The following is a 17752-nucleotide window of genomic DNA, read 5'->3' as shown; positions in this document are numbered from 1 at the left end:
GGGCATGTGCGGTTCCATCGACCCCATCGAGCGCAGCATGAGCCAGACGCACGGCAACACGCACATCCGGCACTTCCTCGTGCGGCTGCCGAAGCCCATGGAGGAGGTCTGGCCCGCGGTGGCCGACGCCGAGGGCCTGTCCGCCTGGTGCACCCCGGTCGACGTGCTCGAACCCCGGCTGGACGGCATGGTCGCGCTGCGCGACCTGGGCGCCGGGCGGGTCACCGCCTGGGACGTGGACCGGGTCGCGGAGTACACCGTCGAGGGCGGCGGCCGCCTCCGCTTCCACCTCGAACGCGACGGCGAGCGGGGCAGCACCCTCCGCTTCACCCACGAGTACCAGGGCGAGGGCGCCTCGGAGACGGAGTGGCGCACCCGCTTCGAACGTCTGATCGAACAGATGGGCTAGCCGGCCCCGCCCCCGCTCAGGCCGGCAGCGCCGACATCAGGTCCCGCAGGCGCTCCACGTACAGGCCCATGTTCTTGGCGGCCACGTCCGTGTCCGGGTAGCGGCTGGCCAGCCAGAGACCGTCGTGGAGGCGGTTGACCCAGACGCAGACCTGGTCGCCGTAGGAGACCCGGAGCAGGGCGTGCGCGTTCTGCTCGGCCCAGCGGGCGGCGCCGGGGATGCCGCGGGTGTCGACGAAGGAGACGATCGAGTACAGGTCCGGGGACGTGGGCCGGAAGTCCGCGCCGAGCAGGCTCAGCACGCGGGCCAGCGGCATGCGGGCCAGGGTGCGGTTGGCCTGGAGCTGCGCGCGCACCGCCCGCAGGGTGGCGGTCAGGTCGGGGGCGTGCTCCAGCGGCACCTCGATGGGGGCGCCGCCCACGAACCAGCCCACCGACTCGCTCCACTGCGACTTCACCCGCGTGTGGAACGGCACCACCGTCCGGTACACCGACTGCTCGCCCAGCTCCTGCACGATCAGCGCGGTCGCCGCCAGCAGCCCGACCAGGCTGCCCCCGTACGGCCGGCAGTACGCCTCGAAGGCGGCCGCCGCCTCCGCGTCCACCAGCGGCTCGCAGATCATCCGCTGGCGCGGCAGCGGGCCGCCCGGCTCCACGCCCAGCTCCACCGGGAACGAGGGCAGCGTGCCGTCGCAGCGGCGGATGAACTCCCGCCAGCGGGCCACCGTCGCGTGCCCGCCGTCCAGTTGGTCGGCGTCCGCCCGCTCGATCTCGCAGAAGTCCACGTAACTGGCGGCCGGGGTCCGCACCACCGGCCCGCGACCCTGGAGGCCCGCCGTGTACAGCTCCTCGATCTCGGCCGGGATGCCGTGCAGCGAGTAGGCGTCCACATTGCTGTGGTCGAAGGCGAGGAAGACGGTGGCCGAGTCGTCCCGGACCACCGCCGCGTAGATCAGGTTGGGCCAGCGCAGCGCGTCCGCGACCGTGTCGAAGCGGGACTGGAGACGCGCGGTCAGCGCGGCCGCGTCGGTGAAGTCGCCCCCCGCCTCCCGGTGCAGGGTGACGTCCCCGGCGTCCAGGGTGAAGCGGCGCAGCTCGTCCCCGTCCTCACCGGCCCAGCGGAAGCCGCTGCGCAGCGTCTCGTGCCGGACCGTCCAGGCCCGCAGGGACTCCTCGAGTACATCGAGGTCGACCGGTCCGGCCAGGTCGAAGGAGGTGCCGAGCCAGGTCGGCACGAACAGGCCGTCCTCGCGGACGTGCCGGGCCGTGCGGATGTGCGACTCCTGGATGTAGGCGGGCGGGCGGGAGTCCTCCGGCAAGGCGTGCGCCGTGGCGACGGTCGCCGGACTCAGCGTCCACTCGACGAGCCGCCCCGGCCGGACCTCGCAGCGCTGGATGTCAGTGATTCGCACGCGTCTCCGATCGCAGAAGGGGACCCCGGTGTGGTGGGGCCCCCGTCAAGGGAATGCCGTCGCACGCGGTGGAGACATGCCCGCGCGGGGCTTTTCAGCGGAACGGATGGCGGGCCGAACGCGTGACCGTGCGCCGCCGGCGCTCTTTCAGGCCCCGATGTCCTCGTTCCACAGCTCGGGGTTCCGCGCCGCGAACTCCCGCATCAGCGCGGCGCATTCGGGATCGTCCAGCAGCACGACCTCCACCCCGTGCGCGGCCAGCCACGCGTGCCCGCCGCTGAAGGTCCCCGCCTCTCCGACGACGACCCGCGAGATCCCGAACTGCCGCACCAGCCCGGAGCAGTACCAGCACGGCGACAGCGTGGTCACCATCGTCGTCCCCCGGTACGACCGCCGCCGCCCCGCGTCCCGGAACGCCGCCGTCTCCGCGTGCGTCGCCGGGTCCCCGTCCTGCACCCGCCGGTTGCGCCCCCGCCCGAGCACCTCACCCTCGGGGCCGTACAGCGCGGCCCCGATCGGGATGCCGCCCTCCGCATGCCCCGCCCGCGCCTCTTCGGCGGCGGTGCGCAGCCAGTCCCGCGCCAGCTCCAGATCCATGGGGGCACTGTCCCCGTACCGCCGCAGGGGCCAAACGCGGCTACACGCGCAGCAGCAGCTTCCCCGTACTCGTCCGGCTCCCCATCAGCCGATGCGCCCCTCCGGGGCGACTGACCCGCGCCGCCCGCCGGGTCACTCCGCCTCCGGCTCGTCCTTCTTCAGGGAGCGCAGGAAGTCCGGGTTGTCGTCGGGGGCCACCCAGGTCGGGGCGGGACCGGCCGCCTGGCGGACCTTGCCGGTGATCAGCCAGGCCAGCGGGCCGATCAGGACCTCGCCGAAGAGCAGCACGATGAACACCCAGGCCACCTTCGGCAGGTGGCGGACCTCGTCCTCGGGGGTGTTGAGACAGTCCACGAACGCGTAGATCCACAGGGCCAGGACCAGCAGCAACGGCAGATACCTGAGCATGGTCGCGCGATCTCCCCACGGTGTGGACGGCCCCGGTGACCGGGCCAGCGTAGCCGGTGGCCGATACTGGGACACATGGCTTACGACGATCTTCGCTCCCTGCTGCGGGCGCTGGAGCGCGAGGGAGACCTCAAGCGCATCAAGGCCGAGGTCGACCCATACCTGGAGGTCGGTGAGATCGTCGACCGCGTACAGAAGGCCGGCGGACCGGCGCTGCTCTTCGAGAACGTCAAGGGCTCCGCGATGCCCCTGGCGATGAACGTCTTCGGCACCGACCGCCGCCTCCTCAAGGCGCTCGGGCTCAAGTCGTACGCGGAGATCTCCGACAAGATCGGCGGGCTGCTGCGGCCCGAGCTGCCGCACGGCTTCGTCGGCGTCCGCGAGGCGTTCGGCAAGCTCGGCGCGATGGCGCACGTACCGCCGAAGAAGGTCAAGGGCGACCACGCGCCCGTCCAGGAGGTCGTCCTCACCGGTGACGACGTGGACCTGGACGCGCTCCCGGCCCTGTTCACCTGGCCCAAGGACGGCGGCTCCTTCTTCAACCTCGGGCTCACCCACACCAAGGACCCCGACACCGGCGTCCGCAACCTCGGCCTGTACCGGCTCCAGCGGCACGACAAGCGCACCATCGGCATGCACTGGCAGATCCACAAGGACAGCCGGAACCACTACGCGGTCGCCGCCCGCCGGGGCGAGCGGCTGCCGGTCGCCATCGCCTTCGGCTGCCCGCCCGCCGTCACCTACGCCTCCACCGCGCCGCTGCCCGGCGACATCGACGAGTACCTCTTCGCCGGGTTCATCGCGGGCAAGCGGATCGAGATGGTCGACTGCAAGACCGTCCCGCTCCAGGTCCCGGCCAACGCCGAGGTCGTCATCGAGGGCTGGCTGGAGCCGGGCGAGATGCTGCCCGAGGGGCCCTTCGGCGACCACACCGGGTTCTACACCCCGCAGGAGCCGTTCCCCGCGCTGAAGATCGACTGCGTGACGATGCGGAAGCGGCCGCTGCTCCAGTCCATCGTGGTCGGACGCCCGCCCACCGAGGACGGGCCGCTCGGCCGGGCCACGGAACGCTTCTTCCTGCCGCTGCTGAAGATCATCGTCCCGGACATCGTGGACTACCACCTCCCCGAGGCCGGCGGCTTCCACAACTGCGCGATCGTCTCGATCGACAAGAAGTACCCGAAGCACGCGCAGAAGGTGATGTCCGCGATCTGGGGGGCACACATGATGTCCCTGACCAAGCTGATCGTGGTCGTCGACTCCGACTGCGACGTGCACGACCTGCACGAGGTCGCCTGGCGGGCGCTGGGCAACACCGACTACGCCCGTGACCTGGTGGTCGCCGAGGGCCCCGTCGACCATCTCGACCACGCCTCCTACCAGCAGTTCTGGGGCGGCAAGGCGGGCATCGACGCCACGAAGAAGCTGCCCGAGGAGGGCTACACGAGGGACGGGGGCTGGCCGGAGATGGTCCTGTCCGACCCCGCCACGGCGGCGCTGGTCGACCGGCGCTGGAAGGAGTACGGACTGTGAGCACCGCCGCCGCCGTCCCGCAGCCGGGGCGCACCAAGGCCTTTCTGCGCCTGGTGATGATCGAGCACTCGGTCTTCGCGCTGCCCTTCGCGTACATCGCCTCGCTCACCGCCATGTACCAGTGGGACAAGAACATCCACTGGGCGCGGCTGCTGCTGGTCACCGTCTGCATGGTGGGCCTGCGCACCTTCGCCATGGCGGTCAACCGGATCATCGACCGCGAGATCGACGCCCGTAACCCCCGCACCGCCCACCGCGAGCTGGTCACCGGCGCGATGTCGGTACGGCACGCCTGGACCGGCGCGCTGGTCGCGCTGGTGGTCTTCCTCGGCGCGGCCGCGCTGCTGAACCCGCTGTGCCTGGCGCTGGCGCCGATCGCGGTGATCCCGATGGTGGTCTATCCGTACGGCAAGCGGTTCACCAACTTCCCGCAGGCCATCCTCGGTATCGCGCAGGCGATGGGCCCGGTCGGCGGCTGGCTGGCGATCTCCGGCACCTGGTCCTGGGACGCGGTGATCCTGGGTCTCGCGGTCGGCATCTGGATCGGCGGCTTCGACCTGATCTACGCCTGCCAGGACGTGGAGACCGACCGCGAGGTCGGCGTGAAATCGGTCCCGGCCCGCTTCGGCATCCCGGCCGCGATCTGGGGCGCGCGCGCCTGCCACACCCTCACGATGGCCCTCTTCGCCTGGTACGCCGTCCTCACCCACGCGGGCCCGTTCTTCTGGCTGGGCCTGGTCATCGTGGGCTCGGCCTTCGTGTACGAGCACCGCATCGTGCGCCCGCACGACCTGTCCCGCCTGAACCGGGCGTTCTTCCAAGTCAACGGGTTCATCGGGATCGCCCTGTTCGTGTGCGCGCTGCTCGATCTGCTCGTGCGGGGGCTGACGGTCTGACAAGACACCCCCCCAATGCCCACCCGGCCTGAGCACCGTGCGGCGCGCCGGTACTCTCAAGGTGTGAACGCAGGACAAACGCAGCGCGTGCCTTGGATCGTGGGGGTTTCGGGAGCTTCCGGGACGCCCTACGCGGCGGCGGTGCTGCGGGCGCTGCTGGACGCCGGGGAGGACGTCGACCTGGTGGTCAGCCGGGCCTCGCGGCTGACGCTGCTGGACGAGACGGGGATCTCGTTCCGGGACGCCCACTGGCGCGAGGACCTGCGCGACTGGCTGGCGCGCGGCGCCGACGGCAAGCCCGACACCTTCGCGCCGGCCCTCGGCGGGGTGCGGTACTGGAACGCGGGCGACCTCGCGGCGGGGCCGTCCTCGGGGTCGTACCCGGTCAAGGGCATGCTGATCGTGCCGGCGTCCACCGCCTGCGTCGCGGGGGTGGCCCTGGGCCTGTCCAAGGACCTGCTCCAGCGGGCGGCGAGCGTGACGCTGAAGGAGCGCAGGCCGCTGGTGGTGGCGGTGCGCGAGACCCCGCTGAACGGGCAGACCCTGCGCCAGCTCGTCGCGCTGGACGACGCCGGGGCGAGCGTGGTCCCCGCCTCGCCCGCCTTCTACGCGGGCGCCACCCACATCCAGGACCTGGTGGACTTCGTCGCCGGCCGGGTGCTGGACGCGGCGGGCGTGGAGCACGGCCTGTACCGGCGCTGGAAGGGCGAGCTGGGCGGCGGCGCGCGGGACAAGTAGCGGTACCTCACATCACTACGGCGAATTTCACATCGGAAGGCTTCGATCGCATGGACGCGGTGGACAGGCAGCTCATCCAGGCCCTGAGGGAGAACGGCCGGGCCTCGTACGCGGAGCTGGGGCGCCTCGTCGGCCTGTCGGGACCCAGCGTCACCGACCGCATCAACCGGCTGGAGGCGGCCGGGGTCATCACCGGTTACCGCGCCACGGTGGACGCGGCCTCGCTGGGCCTGGGTGTCACCGCGCTGATCGGCATCTCGCTGTCCGACGCCGCCGACCACGAGGACGTGGCCCGCAGGCTGAAGGACCTCACCGAGATCGAGGACTGCTGGTTCATCGCCGGTGACGACTCCTTCATGCTCAAGGTCCGCTCCTCCGACGTGGACGGTCTGGAGAAGACGATCCGCCGGCTGAGCGGCACCAAGGGCGTCTCCCGCACCCGCACCACGATCGTGCTCTCCACCAAGTGGGAGAACCGGGTGGGGGAGCTGCCCGAAGAGGTGTAGCCGCGCCGGAACGCGGTTTCGGGGGAGTACGGTTGGTCAGGTTGTCGTGGAAAGGTGTGGGTATGGACGTCGGACTCAAGCGCGAGCTGGAGGACAAGGTCCGCTCCGGTGAGCGGCTGACCCGTGAGGACGGCATCGCGCTCTACGAGTCGGACGACCTGGCGTGGCTCGGCGGCCTCGCCCACGAGGTGCGGACGCGGCTGAACGGTGACGTGGTCCACTTCAACGTCAACCGCCACCTCAACATGACCAACGTGTGCACGGCGTCCTGCGCCTACTGCTCGTTCCAGCGCAAGCCGGGCGAGAAGGACGCGTACACGATGCGCATCGAGGAGGCCGTGAAGCTGGCCACGGCGATGGAGTCGGAGAACCTCACCGAGCTGCACATCGTCAACGGCCTGCACCCGAACCTGCCGTGGCGCTACTACCCGCGCTCGCTGCGGGAGCTGAAGGCCGCGCTGCCGAACGTCTCGCTGAAGGCGTTCACGGCCACCGAGATCCACCACTTCGAGACGATCTCGGGTCTCTCGGCCTCCGAGATCCTCGACGAACTCATCGACGCGGGGCTTGAGTCGCTGACCGGCGGCGGCGCCGAGATCTTCGACTGGGAGGTCCGCCAGCACATCGTGGACCACCGCACGCACTGGGAGGACTGGTCCCGTATCCACCGCCTGGCGCACGAGAAGGGTCTCAAGACCCCCTGCACCATGCTGTACGGGCACATCGAGGAGCCCCGGCACCGGGTGGACCACGTGCTGCGGCTGCGCGAACTCCAGGACGAGACCGGCGGTTTCCAGGTCTTCATCCCGCTGCGCTACCAGCACGACTTCGTGGACATGAAGGACGGCAAGGTCCGCAACCGCCTCCAGGCGCGCACCCAGATGGCGACCGGCGCCGAGGCGCTGAAGACGTTCGCCGTCTCCCGACTGCTGTTCGACAACGTGCCGCATGTGAAGGTGTTCTGGGTGATGCACGGTGTGCAGACCGCCCAGCTCGCCCTCCAGCACGGCGCGGACGACATGGACGGCTCGGTCGTCGAGTACAAGATCACGCACGACGCGGACAACTACGGCACGCCGAACAAGCTGACCCGCGAGGACCTGCTCGACCTGATCCGCGACGCGGGCTTCCGCCCGGTGGAGCGGAACACCCGGTACGAGATCATCCGCGAGTACGAGGGCCCGGACCCGCTGCGCCGTGAGACCCCGCAGGCGATGCGCGTCTGAAGTACGTTGAGCCGGGGCCGGGGTAATGGTTACCTTGGCCCCGTGTCTCTTACCTTCACCCTGGACCCCGCCGTCACCCCCGAGCTGCGCGACGGCCTGCTCGACCTGTGGGCGGACGTCACCAACGCGGGCGGCGCCGTCGGCTTCGTGGCGCCCGCCACCCGCGAGGACATACGCCCCGAGCTGGTCCGCTCACTGGCCCGGCTCGCGCAGGGGCACAGCAGGCTGCTGGTCGGCTATGACAACGAGGGCCGGGTCTCCGCGACCGCCTTTCTCACCTTCAACTCCCACCGCCTGATGGGCCACTGGCTCTGGCTGTACACGGTGATGGTCCACCCCAAGTACCAGGGCCGGGGTTACGGCCGCGACCTGCTGGCGGCCGCCGCCGACGCCGCCCGCGGCATCGACGGCATCGACGCGATACGGCTGGCCTGCCGGGGCGGGCTCGGCCTGGAGCGCTTCTACGCCTCCTGCGGCTACCGCGAGGTGGGCCGGGTGCCGGACGCCATCCGGGTCGCGCCGGGCGACCACCGCGACGACGTCACCATGCTGCTGACCCTGCGCTGAGCCCGCCCACCCCGCGCCAAGATCGGGTAGGGCGCGTGCTTCACTGGACGGTGCACGTCTTTGGGACCGTAACGACACGGAAGAGTGGATTGAGATGCTCCGCTACACGCTGATGCGCCTCGGCGTCTTCGCCGGCTGCCTCGTGGTCGCCTGGGGAGCCGTCTACTCCGGGATCTTCCCGCGCGGGTTCGGCGCCTCCAACCTCTTCTGGATCGTGCTGCTCGCCATGATCCTCTCGGCGCCCATCAGTTGGGTGGTGCTGCGCAAGGAGCGCGAGCGGGCCTCGGTCCAGGTGGCCGGCCGGGTGGAGCGGATGAAGGCCAACCTGGACGCCAACCGCAGCCAGGAGGACGCGTCCGAGGCGCCGAGCCGGGCTTCCTGACGCGGCCTGGGCTTTTTGACGCGGCCTGGGCCTCCTGGCCCCGTCCCCGAAGCGGAACATCCCTCACGAAATCTCCGGGACTGCACACACCCGGTGCCGGACCACCGCCCGGTGTGCACAGGGTCACCACAGGTGCCTCGTACGATCGCCAGCCTGACGGCGGCGCACCGGTGCGACGGACGGCCGCCCTGAACGCCCCGGTGCGCGGGGCGCGTATGTCATGCAGCAAGCAGTACGCCGCTGCACGTCCCAGGAGCCGCCCGTGACCGCCCCGTACCCCAACGCCCCCGTCTCACCCGCCCCGCTCGTCTCGGCCCTCGACTACGACGGCCGCCCGGTGCTGGTGGAGCCGGAGATCCGGCGCCTGGACGGGGCCGTGCGGGAAGTGGCGGTGCCCCCCCTCGCGCCCCCGGTCACCCACGGCTCGCTGGCCGACCTGCCCTTCGACAACGCCGAGAAGGCGCCCGGCGCGGTGGTGCTCGGCCGCAAGAACGCCGCCGGCGAGTGGGAGGACGTGACGGCCGGGCAGTTCGCCGCCGAGGTGCTGGCGGTGGCGCGCGGCCTGGTCTCGGAGGGGCTGATGCCGGGCGAGCGGATCGCCGTCATGGCCCGCACCCGGTACGAGTGGACCCTGCTGGACTTCGCCGCGTGGGCGGCCGGCCTGGTCACCGTGCCCGTCTACCCGACCTCCTCGGTCTACCAGACCCGCTGGATACTCCAGGACTCCGGCGCCGTCGCCCTGATCACCGAGACCACCGCCCAGGGCGCCGCGCTCGCGCCCGAGCTGGCCCAGCTCCCCGCGCTGCGGCACGTCTGGGTCATCGACGAGGGGCATGTGGAGCTGCTCGCCGAGGCCGGCGCGGGCACACCGGACGGTGAGGTCGCCGTACGCCGGGGCATGCTCGGCCCGGACACGCTCGCCACCCTGATCTACACCTCCGGCACCACCGGCCGCCCCAAGGGCTGCGCCCTCTCGCACGGCAACTTCTTCGCCGAGGTCGACAACGCCATCGAACTCCTGCACCCGGTGTTCAAGGCGACGACCGGGGAGGAGGCGTCGGTGCTGCTGTTCCTGCCGATGTCCCACGTCTTCGGCCGCATGGTCGCCATCGCCTGCGTCCGGGCCCGGGTACGCCTCGGCCACGCCCCCAGCCTCAAGCCCGAGCATCTGCTGCCGGACCTGGCCGCGTTCCGGCCGACCTGTCTGCTGACCATCCCGTACATGCTGGAGAAGGTGTACAACACCGCCCGCGCGAAGGCCGAGTCGAGCGGCAAGGCCGCCGCCTTCGACCGGGCCGCCGCCACCGCCGTGCGCTACGGCGAGGCGCTGGAGGCCCGCCGGGCCGGCACCGGCAGCGGCCCCAACGCGGCCCTGAAGGCCAGCCGTTCGCTCTACGACCCGCTCGCCTACCGCAAGCTGCGCGCCGCCATGGGCGGCAAGGTCCGCTACGCCATCTGCGGCGGCTCCCCCCTCGGCCGCCGCCTGGCCGCGTTCTTCGCGGGCGCCGGCATCGAGATCTTCGAGGGATACGGCCTCACCGAGTCCACCGCCGCCACCACGGTCACCCCGCCCCTCAAGCCCCGCCTCGGCACCGTCGGCTGGCCGCTGCCCGGCACCCGGCTCCGGATCGCGGCCGACGGCGAGATCCTGATCTCCGGCGACCACGTCCTGCGCGGCTACTGGGACCAGCAGGCGGGCGGTGTCGTCCCCGCGACCCGCGACGGCTGGCTCGCCACCGGCGACCTGGGCGAGCTGGACGACGACGGCTACCTCACCATCACCGGCCGCAAGAAGGAGCTGCTGATCACGGCGGGCGGCAAGTCGGTGGCCCCGGCCCCGCTGGAGAACTGGCTGCGCCAGCACCCCCTGATCTCCCACTGCCTCCTCGTCGGCGACGGCCGCCCCTACATCGGCGCCCTCATCACCCTGGACCCGGACGGCGTCCACCACTGGCGCCAGATGAACGGCAAGCACCCGGTGCCGCCGGAACTCCTCGTCGGAGACGCAAATTTGAACGCCGTGCTGTGGGACGCGATCGAGCAGGCCAACCAGCTCGTCTCCCGCCCCGAGTCCATCCGCCGCTTCACCGTCCTGCCCGGCGACTTCACCGAGCACACCGGTCACCTCACCCCGTCCATGAAACTCCGCCGCGCCCGCATCCTCCGGGACCACGCGGACGCGGTGGAGGGTCTGTACGAGGGGTCGGGTCAGGTCACCGGGCCTTAGGGGTGTCTTGTCGATCACGCCGGGCTCGCGACGCCTGGCACCGCACCTCGCCGCGTTGTCGTCGGTCCCCGATGCTCCGCATCGACTCCCTCCTCCGCCTTGCGATGCACGGCACCAGACGCCGCTCCCTGATCCGGCCTGATCAACAAGACACCCCCTGATCCGGGCTCACCTGGGCCAGCAGATACGCCTGCGGGACGGGCTCGGTGGGACCGGGCGCGCGTACCGTGCGGGAGGTGAGGGCGAAGCCGGCCTCCTCCAGCAGCGCGGCCATGCGTTCTGGGTCGCGGCGCAGGAAGTCGAGGGTGACCGGATGCCCCCAGGGCCGGTCGTGGCGCCGGGGTTCCTCGCCCGCCTGGAAGGCCAGCAGCAGATGCCCGCCCGGCGCCAGCACACGGCGGAACTCGGCGAACAGCGCGGGCAGTCGCTCCAGCGGGGTGTGGATGCTGGAGTACCAGGACACGACCCCGGCGAGCCCCGCGTCGGGGAGGTCCAGCTCCAGCATGGAGCCCTGTTCGAAGCGCAGGCCGGGGTTCTCGCGGCGGGCGATCGCCAGCATGGCGGGGGAGAGGTCGAGCCCGAACACGTCGAGTCCCTCGGCGGCGAGGAACCCGGTGACCCGGCCCGGCCCGCACCCCAGATCGGCCACCGCCGCGCCCGCGCCCACCAGCTCCGCGAAGACCTTCAGCAGGGCCCGGTCGAAGGGCTGGTCGAGATGCGCCCGGCGGAAATGATCGGAGTACTCCTCGGCGATCGCGTCGTAGAACGTCCGGGTCGCGGCGAGGAAGTCGGGGGAGGCGGAGGAGTCGGTCATGGGGAGCGACCCTAGGGGTTCCGGGGACTTCCCCGCGGCCGTTCGGGTGAGGACTCGGGGACCGGAATGGCGGGGCCCCCGGTGATCAAAGCGCGGCGGGCGGGGCGCGGAATTCGTCCGGAATTCATGGGAACGTCACGGCGAAAAGGCAGGAGCCCCGTCGCCGGAAGGCGTGGGGCTCCTTGGGTACTGCACTCAGGTTCTGCGATCAGGCAGTGATCAGACGGGGGTGACGTTCTCCGCCTGCGGACCCTTCGGGCCCTGGGTCACGTCGAAGTTCACCTGCTGGTTCTCCTCGAGGGAGCGGAAGCCGGTGGCGTTGATCGCGGAGTAGTGAACGAAGACGTCGGGGCCGCCGCCCTCCTGGGCGATGAAGCCAAAGCCCTTTTCGGCGTTGAACCACTTAACGGTTCCGGTAGCCATAAGCCCTCCTTGGGCCCAAAAGGGTTGCCCTGCTCCAGAACCTGCAAGTGCGAACGGTGCTGCACAACTGCATTCATCTGAAAACGACGAGAGCCCGCGGTCACATGCTCCGCAGGCTCTGTACTGCAAGGGAAACCAAACTGCAACTTGCGGCGAGCCTAGCACGCGGGCACCGGAAAGCAATAGAGGTCAAGATCACGTCACCCGAATGTTTGAACCCTCCGCCGGAGGCGCACACGACGGGCCGGTCGGGGCTACGTATCGCAAGGGGTCTAGTCTCGCGATGTGGACAATTCTCGCACCCGGCCGCGCGTCGGCCACATCCAGTTCCTCAACTGCCTGCCCCTCTACTGGGGGCTCGCGAGAACCGGCACGCTCCTCGACTTCGAGCTGACCAAGGACACCCCGGAGAAGCTCAGCGAGCAGCTCGTGCGCGGTGATCTGGACATCGGCCCCATCACGCTCGTGGAATTCCTGCGCAACGCCGGTGACCTGGTCGCTTTCCCCGACATCGCGGTGGGCTGCGACGGCCCGGTGATGTCCTGCGTGATCGTCTCGCAGGTGCCGCTGGACGAGCTCGACGGCGCGCGGGTCGCCCTCGGCTCCACCTCGCGGACCTCGGTCCGGCTGGCCCAGTTGCTGCTGGCCGAGCGGTACGGGGTGCGGCCGGAGTACTACACCTGCCCGCCCGACCTGAGCCTGATGATGCAGGAGGCGGACGCCGCCGTCCTCATCGGCGACGCCGCCCTGCGGGCCAACCTGCTCGACGCGCCGCGCTACGGCCTCCAGGTCCACGACCTGGGCGCGCTGTGGAAGGAGTGGACGGGCCTGCCGTTCGTCTTCGCGGTGTGGGCCGCGCGGCGCGATTACGCCGAACGCGAGCCGGAGATCACCCGCAAGGTGCACGAGGCGTTCCTCGCCTCCCGCAACGTCTCCCTGGAGGAGGTCGGCAAGGTCGCCGAGCAGGCCGCCCGCTGGGAGGCGTTCGACGAGGCGACCCTGGAGCAGTACTTCACCACCCTCGACTTCTCCTTCGGCCCCGCGCAACTGGAGGCGGTCGCGGAGTTCGCCCGCCGCGTCGGCCCCACGACCGGCTTCCCGGCCGACGTGAAGGTGGAACTGCTCGGGGCGTAATCACTACGCTGCGAGGGCGCGGCTTTACGGGGGAGCCCGCGGAGGAGGGGTCGCCATGCAGCCGCTCGGAGCGGACGAACCGGCCGCCGTCGGCCCGTACCGGCTGCTGGGCCGGCTCGGCTCCGGCGGCATGGGCCGGGTCTACCTGGGCCGCAGCGCGGGCGGCCGGACCGTCGCCGTGAAGATCGTCCACCCGCAGTATGCGCTGGACGAGGAGTTCCGGGCGCGCTTCCGCCGCGAGGTGGCGGCCGCGCGCCGGGTGGGCGGCGCCTGGACCGCGCCCGTGCTGGACGCCGACCCGGACGCCCCGGTCCCCTGGGCCGCCACGGCGTACGCGGCGGGCCCCTCCCTCGCCCAGGCCGTCACCGCCCACGGCCCGCTGCCCGACCGCACCGTGCGGGCGCTGGGCGCCGGCCTCGCCGAGGCGCTGGCCACCGTGCACGCGCTGGACCTCGTCCACCGGGACGTGAAGCCCTCCAACGTGCTGCTCACCCTGGACGGCCCGCTGCTGATCGACTTCGGCATCGCCCGCGCCACCACCGGCACCGCCTCCCTCACCGCGACCGGCGCCTCGGTCGGCTCGCCCGGCTACATGGCCCCCGAACAGATACTCGGCGCCCCTGTCACCGGCGCGGCGGACGTCTTCTCCCTGGGCGCGGTCCTGGCCTACGCGGCGACCGGCACCCCGCCCTTCCCCGGCGACTCCTCGGCGGCGCTGCTCTACAAGGTGGTCCACGAGGAACCGGAACTCGGCCCGCTGGACGGCGAGTTGCGCGTGTTGGCCGCCGCCTGCCTGGCCAAGGACCCCGCCCGGCGCCCCGCTCCGGCCGACCTCGCCCACCGCCTCGCCCCGCAGGGCGCCGCCTTGCTGATGACCGGCGGCTGGCTCCCCGGCCCCCTGGTCGAGCAGGTCAGCCGGAGCGCGGTCCAGATCCTCAACCTGGAGGCGCCCGCCGACGCGCCCTCGGGCCCGGTGGACTTCAGCAGCCCCGCGGTGCCGGGGGAGTTCGGCCCGGCCCCGCCGATGACCCCGGTTCCGGAGACGGCCCCCGGCAAGGTGAGCGTCAGCCTGGCGGCGACCTCGGCACCGGGGGAGCGGGGACGCGGGCGCCGGGTGAGCTGCACGGTGGCGCTCGCGGTGGCGGGCGCGCTGGCGGCGGTCTCCCTGGGCGTCACGACGTGGCTGCACCCCGGCTCCGGCGACGGCAACGACACGGCGGGCGGCGCCGCCCCGACCCCCTCCGCCCCGGCCGACCGCGCGGGCGCGATCCCGGCCCGCTACCTGGGCACCTGGGAGGGCAGGGCCACCGCCCTGGACGGCGCGCTCCCCATGGGCACCTTCCGCGTCACGGTCCACCAGGCGAAGGTCGGCAAGGAGCTGGGCAACGTGCGCCAGACGGACCAACTGGACGGAATCTGCGTAGACATCCTCACCCTGAAGCAAGTGAACTCCACCCGCCTGCTGGCCACGTCCACCGGAGCGAAGACCAACCACAAGGGCTGCGACCCCGCCCCGCACGAGATCCGCCTGACCCCCACCGGAGACGACCTCACCTACACCTCCACCGCCACGGCGGAGGGCAACCCCGAGGCCCGCCTGTCCAAGGTGAAGCCGGATGACTGACGTCCTCCCCGTGGCGCTGGCGGCTCTGTGGGGCGCCCTGACAGGCGCCCTGCTCCCCAGAGCCGCGTACCGCTTCACGACCCCGCAGGGCACCCCGTGGCGGGCAACATGCGAGGCGGACCACCCATTGCCCGGCTGGCTGGGCACGACACCATGCCCGAAGTGCCCCCGCCGAACCTCGGCCACCCTCCCCCTCCTCACGGCCACGATCTGCGCCCTGCTGGCCCTGGCGACGGGCCCCCGCCCGGAACTGGCGGCCTGGCTGACCCTGACCCCGGTGGCAATCCTCCTGACGACAGTGGACCTCCGCGTACACCGCCTCCCGGACCCCCTGACCCTCCCCCTCACCCCCGCGGTACTGGCGTTGCTGGCCCTGGCGACGAGGCTCCCCGACCACACGGGCACGTACCGCACGGCGCTCTACGGAGCCCTGACCCTGGGCGCGGTCTACCTGGCCCTCCACCTCCTGAACCCCTCCGGCATGGGCTTCGGAGACGTGAAACTGGCCCCGGCGCTGGGCGCGGCCCTGGGCTGGTACGGCTGGCCGACCCTGATGCTCGGCACGTTCGCCACCTTCACCACAGGCGCCCTCTACGGCCTGTCCCTCCTCCTCACCCGCCGAGCCACCCGCAAGTCGGCCATCCCCTTCGGCCCCTTCCTCCTGACGGGGACGTTGCTGGGCGTGCTGGCGGGCGCGTACGCCTCCTGAGGGAGTGCCCCCTCGCGGCCTGAAGTCGGGTGATCCAGGACGCTGGCGTAGGCTGACGGGGTCCGTCCACAACCCTTGACGAAAGGGACGCCCGGTGACCGAGAAGGCCGAACTCGCTTCTTTGGATGTCGCAGCCGTGCTGGACCGAGCCGCAGCGGGCGGACGCATCACGCCCGAGGAAGCGCTCGTCCTGTACCGCGACGCCCCCCTGCACGCGCTCGGCGCGGCGGCGGACGCGGTGCGGCGCCGCAAGTACGCGGGCACCGAGCACATCGCCACGTACATCATCGAGCGCAACATCAACTACACGAACGTGTGCGTCACGGCGTGCAAGTTCTGCGCCTTCTACGCGGCCCCGAAGGACACCAAGAAGGGCTGGACCCGCGACCTGGACGACATCCTGCGCCGCTGCGCGGAGACGGTCGAACTGGGCGGCACCCAGATCATGTTCCAGGGCGGCCACCACCCGGACTACGGCGTCGAGTACTACGAGTCGCACTTCAAGGCGATCAAGGACGCGTTCCCCCAGTTGGTCATCCACTCCCTCGGCGCGTCCGAGGTCGAGCACATGGCCCGGATCTCCAAGGTCTCGGTGGAGGAGGCCATCACCCGCATCCACCAGGCGGGCCTGGACTCCTTCGCGGGCGCCGGCGCCGAGCTGCTGCCGGCCCGCCCGCGCAAGGCGATCGCCCCGCTGAAGGAGAGCGGCGAGCGCTGGCTGGAGATCATGGAGACGGCGCACAACCTGGGCGTGGAGTCGACGTCCACGATGCTGATGGGCACGGGCGAGACGAACGCCGAGCGCATCGAGCACCTGCGCATGATCCGGGACGTGCAGGACCGTACGGGCGGTTTCCGGGCCTTCATCCCGTACACCTACCAGCCCGAGAACAACCACCTGAAGGGCCGCACGCAGGCGACGCTCTTCGAGTACCTGCGCATGATCGCGATCGCCCGCCTGTTCATGGACAACGTCCAGCACATCCAGGGCTCGTGGCTGACGACGGGCAAGGAGGTGGGCCAGCTCTCGCTGCACTACGGCGCGGACGACCTGGGCTCGATCATGCTGGAGGAGAACGTGGTCTCCTCGGCGGGCGCCAAGCACCGCAGCAACCGCATGGAGATCATCGACCTGATCCGCAAGGCGGGCCGCACGCCCGCGCAGCGCGCGACGACGTACGAGCACCTGGTGGTGCACGACGACCCGGCGAACGACCCGGTGGACGACCGGGTGGTCTCCCACATCTCCTCGACGGCGATCGAGGGCGGCACGGCCCACCCCGAACTGAAGCTGATCGCCTCCAACTGACCCCAAAGTGCTGACACTTCACGTAGCGGACAACTCCCCGGAGACAGCGGTCCTGGTGGACGGGGCAACGGTGGCGGCCGTAGCCCCGTACGAAACCCTGACCGCAGCAGCCCCCCAAGCACGCGTACGCAGATGGCCCGGCATCCTCACCCCGGGCCTCCTCAACCCCTACGCCCCAGAACTCCTGGAGTCGACGTACCACCCGGACCCCCGCGAGGCAGACACGCTGGGCACGGACCCGATCACAGGCGAGCGAGCCCAGGCGATCTTCCGCAGCGACCCTTCCCGCTTGGGCGCGAGCGCGCGCAGGGGCGTACAACGCATGCTGGCGCACGGAACGGTGGCAGTGGCCGGAGAGCTACGCACCCGCACGGTGGCGGACGTAGTACGCAGAGCGGGCTTGGCAGTGGGCCAACGCCCACCCCGCCTGCCGGGCCCCCCGTCCCTCTCCCCCCGCCCCCTGATCCTCCTGCCACCTCTGGCACGGTCGGGAGCGGCCCGCTTCGCGGTATTCGACGTGGCGTCGCGCGAGGAACTGGTGACCCGAGGCGCAGGCACCTGCGTGGCGACGGTGATCGAGGGCCGTATGGTCTACCGCCGCCGCTGACGAGCACGGCGGGAAAGCCGGGTACGGCGGCGAGGGGACGTGCCGGGGGGTGTCCGCCCGCAGCGGCCGGCGAAAAGGCAAGTTCAACGCATCGTAGAAACGCAAGTCGCCGGACCGAGGACGGACACCCCCCGGCGCGGGCCCCCCCCCCCGGCCCCCCCCCCCCCCCCCCCCCCCCCGCAAACCGGCCCGGCCAAATAACCGGGGGGCCCCCCGTGGGATGACAAGCCCG

Annotated in this window: 19 protein-coding genes; 14 read left to right on the top strand and 5 right to left on the bottom strand. The window is 71.4% G+C overall.

Translation table 11 applies throughout. The annotated features are described in order from the left end of the window. Nucleotides 1-4: 4 nt before the first annotated feature. Nucleotides 5-409: an SRPBCC family protein gene (locus ACZ3HQ_RS28885; protein ID WP_467515396.1), complete on the top strand. Its 405-nt coding sequence runs from the start codon at nt 5-7 to the stop codon at nt 407-409. A 16-nt stretch (nt 410-425) separates the two neighbouring features. On the opposite strand, the gene ACZ3HQ_RS28880 is transcribed toward ACZ3HQ_RS28885, so the two are convergent. From ACZ3HQ_RS28880 to ACZ3HQ_RS28870, 3 genes are all read right to left on the bottom strand, one after another. After that, nucleotides 426-1820 (bottom strand): condensation domain-containing protein, encoded by a 1395-nt coding sequence (locus tag ACZ3HQ_RS28880; protein WP_467515394.1) that lies wholly within the window; start codon nt 1818-1820, stop codon nt 426-428. 147 nt (nt 1821-1967) lie between these two features. Next, nucleotides 1968-2417 carry a nucleoside deaminase gene (locus ACZ3HQ_RS28875; protein ID WP_467515393.1) on the bottom strand — a complete coding sequence of 150 codons (450 nt, stop codon included), beginning with the start codon at nt 2415-2417 and terminating at the stop codon, nt 1968-1970. Nucleotides 2418-2549: 132 nt separating this feature from the next. Further along, nucleotides 2550-2825, bottom strand: a complete 276-nt coding sequence (locus tag ACZ3HQ_RS28870; RefSeq protein WP_161188087.1) for a PLD nuclease N-terminal domain-containing protein — start codon at nt 2823-2825, stop codon at nt 2550-2552. A gap of 75 nt (nt 2826-2900) precedes the next feature. On the opposite strand from ACZ3HQ_RS28870, the gene ACZ3HQ_RS28865 reads away from it, so the two are divergent. From ACZ3HQ_RS28865 to ACZ3HQ_RS28830, 8 genes are all read left to right on the top strand, one after another. Continuing rightward, entirely contained in the window at nt 2901-4358 is a 1458-nt protein-coding gene (locus ACZ3HQ_RS28865) for a menaquinone biosynthesis decarboxylase (RefSeq protein WP_467515391.1), read from the top strand. After that, nucleotides 4355-5254, top strand: coding sequence for a menaquinone biosynthesis prenyltransferase MqnP (gene mqnP / locus ACZ3HQ_RS28860; protein ID WP_467515389.1), 900 nt, complete (start codon nt 4355-4357; stop codon nt 5252-5254). Before ACZ3HQ_RS28865 ends, mqnP begins: the two co-directional genes overlap by 4 nt. Nucleotides 5255-5341: 87 nt before the next feature. After that, entirely contained in the window at nt 5342-5992 is a 651-nt protein-coding gene (locus ACZ3HQ_RS28855) for a UbiX family flavin prenyltransferase (protein WP_467515387.1), read from the top strand. A gap of 50 nt (nt 5993-6042) precedes the next feature. Then, entirely contained in the window at nt 6043-6498 is a 456-nt protein-coding gene (locus tag ACZ3HQ_RS28850) for an Lrp/AsnC family transcriptional regulator (protein ID WP_018543802.1), read from the top strand. 62 nt (nt 6499-6560) lie between these two features. Beyond that, nucleotides 6561-7724 carry an aminofutalosine synthase MqnE gene (mqnE, locus tag ACZ3HQ_RS28845; RefSeq protein WP_031183153.1) on the top strand — a complete coding sequence of 388 codons (1164 nt, stop codon included), beginning with the start codon at nt 6561-6563 and terminating at the stop codon, nt 7722-7724. 42 nt (nt 7725-7766) lie between these two features. Beyond that, nucleotides 7767-8291 (top strand): GNAT family N-acetyltransferase, encoded by a 525-nt coding sequence (locus ACZ3HQ_RS28840; RefSeq protein WP_467515384.1) that lies wholly within the window; start codon nt 7767-7769, stop codon nt 8289-8291. Nucleotides 8292-8385: 94 nt separating this feature from the next. Next, entirely contained in the window at nt 8386-8673 is a 288-nt protein-coding gene (locus ACZ3HQ_RS28835) for a DUF4229 domain-containing protein (protein WP_467515382.1), read from the top strand. Nucleotides 8674-8935: 262 nt separating this feature from the next. Next, nucleotides 8936-10900 carry an AMP-dependent synthetase/ligase gene (locus ACZ3HQ_RS28830; RefSeq protein WP_467515380.1) on the top strand — a complete coding sequence of 655 codons (1965 nt, stop codon included), beginning with the start codon at nt 8936-8938 and terminating at the stop codon, nt 10898-10900. A 142-nt stretch (nt 10901-11042) separates the two neighbouring features. On the opposite strand, the gene ACZ3HQ_RS28825 is transcribed toward ACZ3HQ_RS28830, so the two are convergent. Both ACZ3HQ_RS28825 and ACZ3HQ_RS28820 read right to left on the bottom strand, forming a co-directional pair. Next, nucleotides 11043-11714, bottom strand: a complete 672-nt coding sequence (locus ACZ3HQ_RS28825) for a class I SAM-dependent DNA methyltransferase (RefSeq protein WP_467515378.1) — start codon at nt 11712-11714, stop codon at nt 11043-11045. A gap of 219 nt (nt 11715-11933) precedes the next feature. Beyond that, the gene (locus tag ACZ3HQ_RS28820; RefSeq protein ID WP_030813734.1) at nt 11934-12137 is read right to left on the bottom strand and encodes a cold-shock protein; all 204 of its coding nucleotides are present in this window, start codon (nt 12135-12137) and stop codon (nt 11934-11936) included. A gap of 285 nt (nt 12138-12422) precedes the next feature. On the opposite strand from ACZ3HQ_RS28820, the gene ACZ3HQ_RS28815 reads away from it, so the two are divergent. The 5 genes from ACZ3HQ_RS28815 (at nt 12423) to ACZ3HQ_RS28795 (ending at nt 17520) form a co-directional block, all read left to right on the top strand. Next, the gene (locus ACZ3HQ_RS28815) at nt 12423-13271 is read left to right on the top strand and encodes a menaquinone biosynthetic enzyme MqnA/MqnD family protein (protein ID WP_467515376.1); all 849 of its coding nucleotides are present in this window, start codon (nt 12423-12425) and stop codon (nt 13269-13271) included. A 55-nt stretch (nt 13272-13326) separates the two neighbouring features. After that, nucleotides 13327-14895 carry a serine/threonine-protein kinase gene (locus ACZ3HQ_RS28810; protein ID WP_467515374.1) on the top strand — a complete coding sequence of 523 codons (1569 nt, stop codon included), beginning with the start codon at nt 13327-13329 and terminating at the stop codon, nt 14893-14895. Continuing rightward, the gene (locus ACZ3HQ_RS28805; RefSeq protein ID WP_467515372.1) at nt 14888-15604 is read left to right on the top strand and encodes a prepilin peptidase; all 717 of its coding nucleotides are present in this window, start codon (nt 14888-14890) and stop codon (nt 15602-15604) included. Before ACZ3HQ_RS28810 ends, ACZ3HQ_RS28805 begins: the two co-directional genes overlap by 8 nt. A 94-nt stretch (nt 15605-15698) precedes the next feature. Then, nucleotides 15699-16913, top strand: a complete 1215-nt coding sequence (mqnC, locus tag ACZ3HQ_RS28800; protein ID WP_350905555.1) for a cyclic dehypoxanthinyl futalosine synthase — start codon at nt 15699-15701, stop codon at nt 16911-16913. A gap of 7 nt (nt 16914-16920) precedes the next feature. Then, the gene (locus ACZ3HQ_RS28795) at nt 16921-17520 is read left to right on the top strand and encodes an imidazolonepropionase-like domain-containing protein (RefSeq protein ID WP_467515370.1); all 600 of its coding nucleotides are present in this window, start codon (nt 16921-16923) and stop codon (nt 17518-17520) included. Nucleotides 17521-17752 lie beyond the last annotated feature (232 nt).

The sequence above is a fragment of the Streptomyces sp. NPDC018263 genome (assembly GCF_055562575.1).
This window is presented reverse-complemented; position numbering and strand designations above follow the sequence as displayed.

Excerpts from the sequence above, each read along its gene's own strand:
- ACZ3HQ_RS28875 (WP_467515393.1), bottom strand. The coding sequence starts at position 2,417 with ATGGATCTGGAGCTGGCGCGGGACTGGCTGCGCACCGCCGCCGAAGAG.
- ACZ3HQ_RS28865 (WP_467515391.1), top strand. The coding sequence starts at position 2,901 with ATGGCTTACGACGATCTTCGCTCCCTGCTGCGGGCGCTGGAGCGCGAG.
- ACZ3HQ_RS28820 (WP_030813734.1), bottom strand. The coding sequence starts at position 12,137 with ATGGCTACCGGAACCGTTAAGTGGTTCAACGCCGAAAAGGGCTTTGGC.
- ACZ3HQ_RS28870 (WP_161188087.1), bottom strand. The coding sequence starts at position 2,825 with ATGCTCAGGTATCTGCCGTTGCTGCTGGTCCTGGCCCTGTGGATCTAC.
- ACZ3HQ_RS28825 (WP_467515378.1), bottom strand. The coding sequence starts at position 11,714 with ATGACCGACTCCTCCGCCTCCCCCGACTTCCTCGCCGCGACCCGGACG.
- ACZ3HQ_RS28835 (WP_467515382.1), top strand. The coding sequence starts at position 8,386 with ATGCTCCGCTACACGCTGATGCGCCTCGGCGTCTTCGCCGGCTGCCTC.
- ACZ3HQ_RS28805 (WP_467515372.1), top strand. The coding sequence starts at position 14,888 with ATGACTGACGTCCTCCCCGTGGCGCTGGCGGCTCTGTGGGGCGCCCTG.
- ACZ3HQ_RS28850 (WP_018543802.1), top strand. The coding sequence starts at position 6,043 with ATGGACGCGGTGGACAGGCAGCTCATCCAGGCCCTGAGGGAGAACGGC.
- mqnE (WP_031183153.1), top strand. The coding sequence starts at position 6,561 with ATGGACGTCGGACTCAAGCGCGAGCTGGAGGACAAGGTCCGCTCCGGT.
- ACZ3HQ_RS28885 (WP_467515396.1), top strand. The coding sequence starts at position 5 with ATGTGCGGTTCCATCGACCCCATCGAGCGCAGCATGAGCCAGACGCAC.
- ACZ3HQ_RS28810 (WP_467515374.1), top strand. The coding sequence starts at position 13,327 with ATGCAGCCGCTCGGAGCGGACGAACCGGCCGCCGTCGGCCCGTACCGG.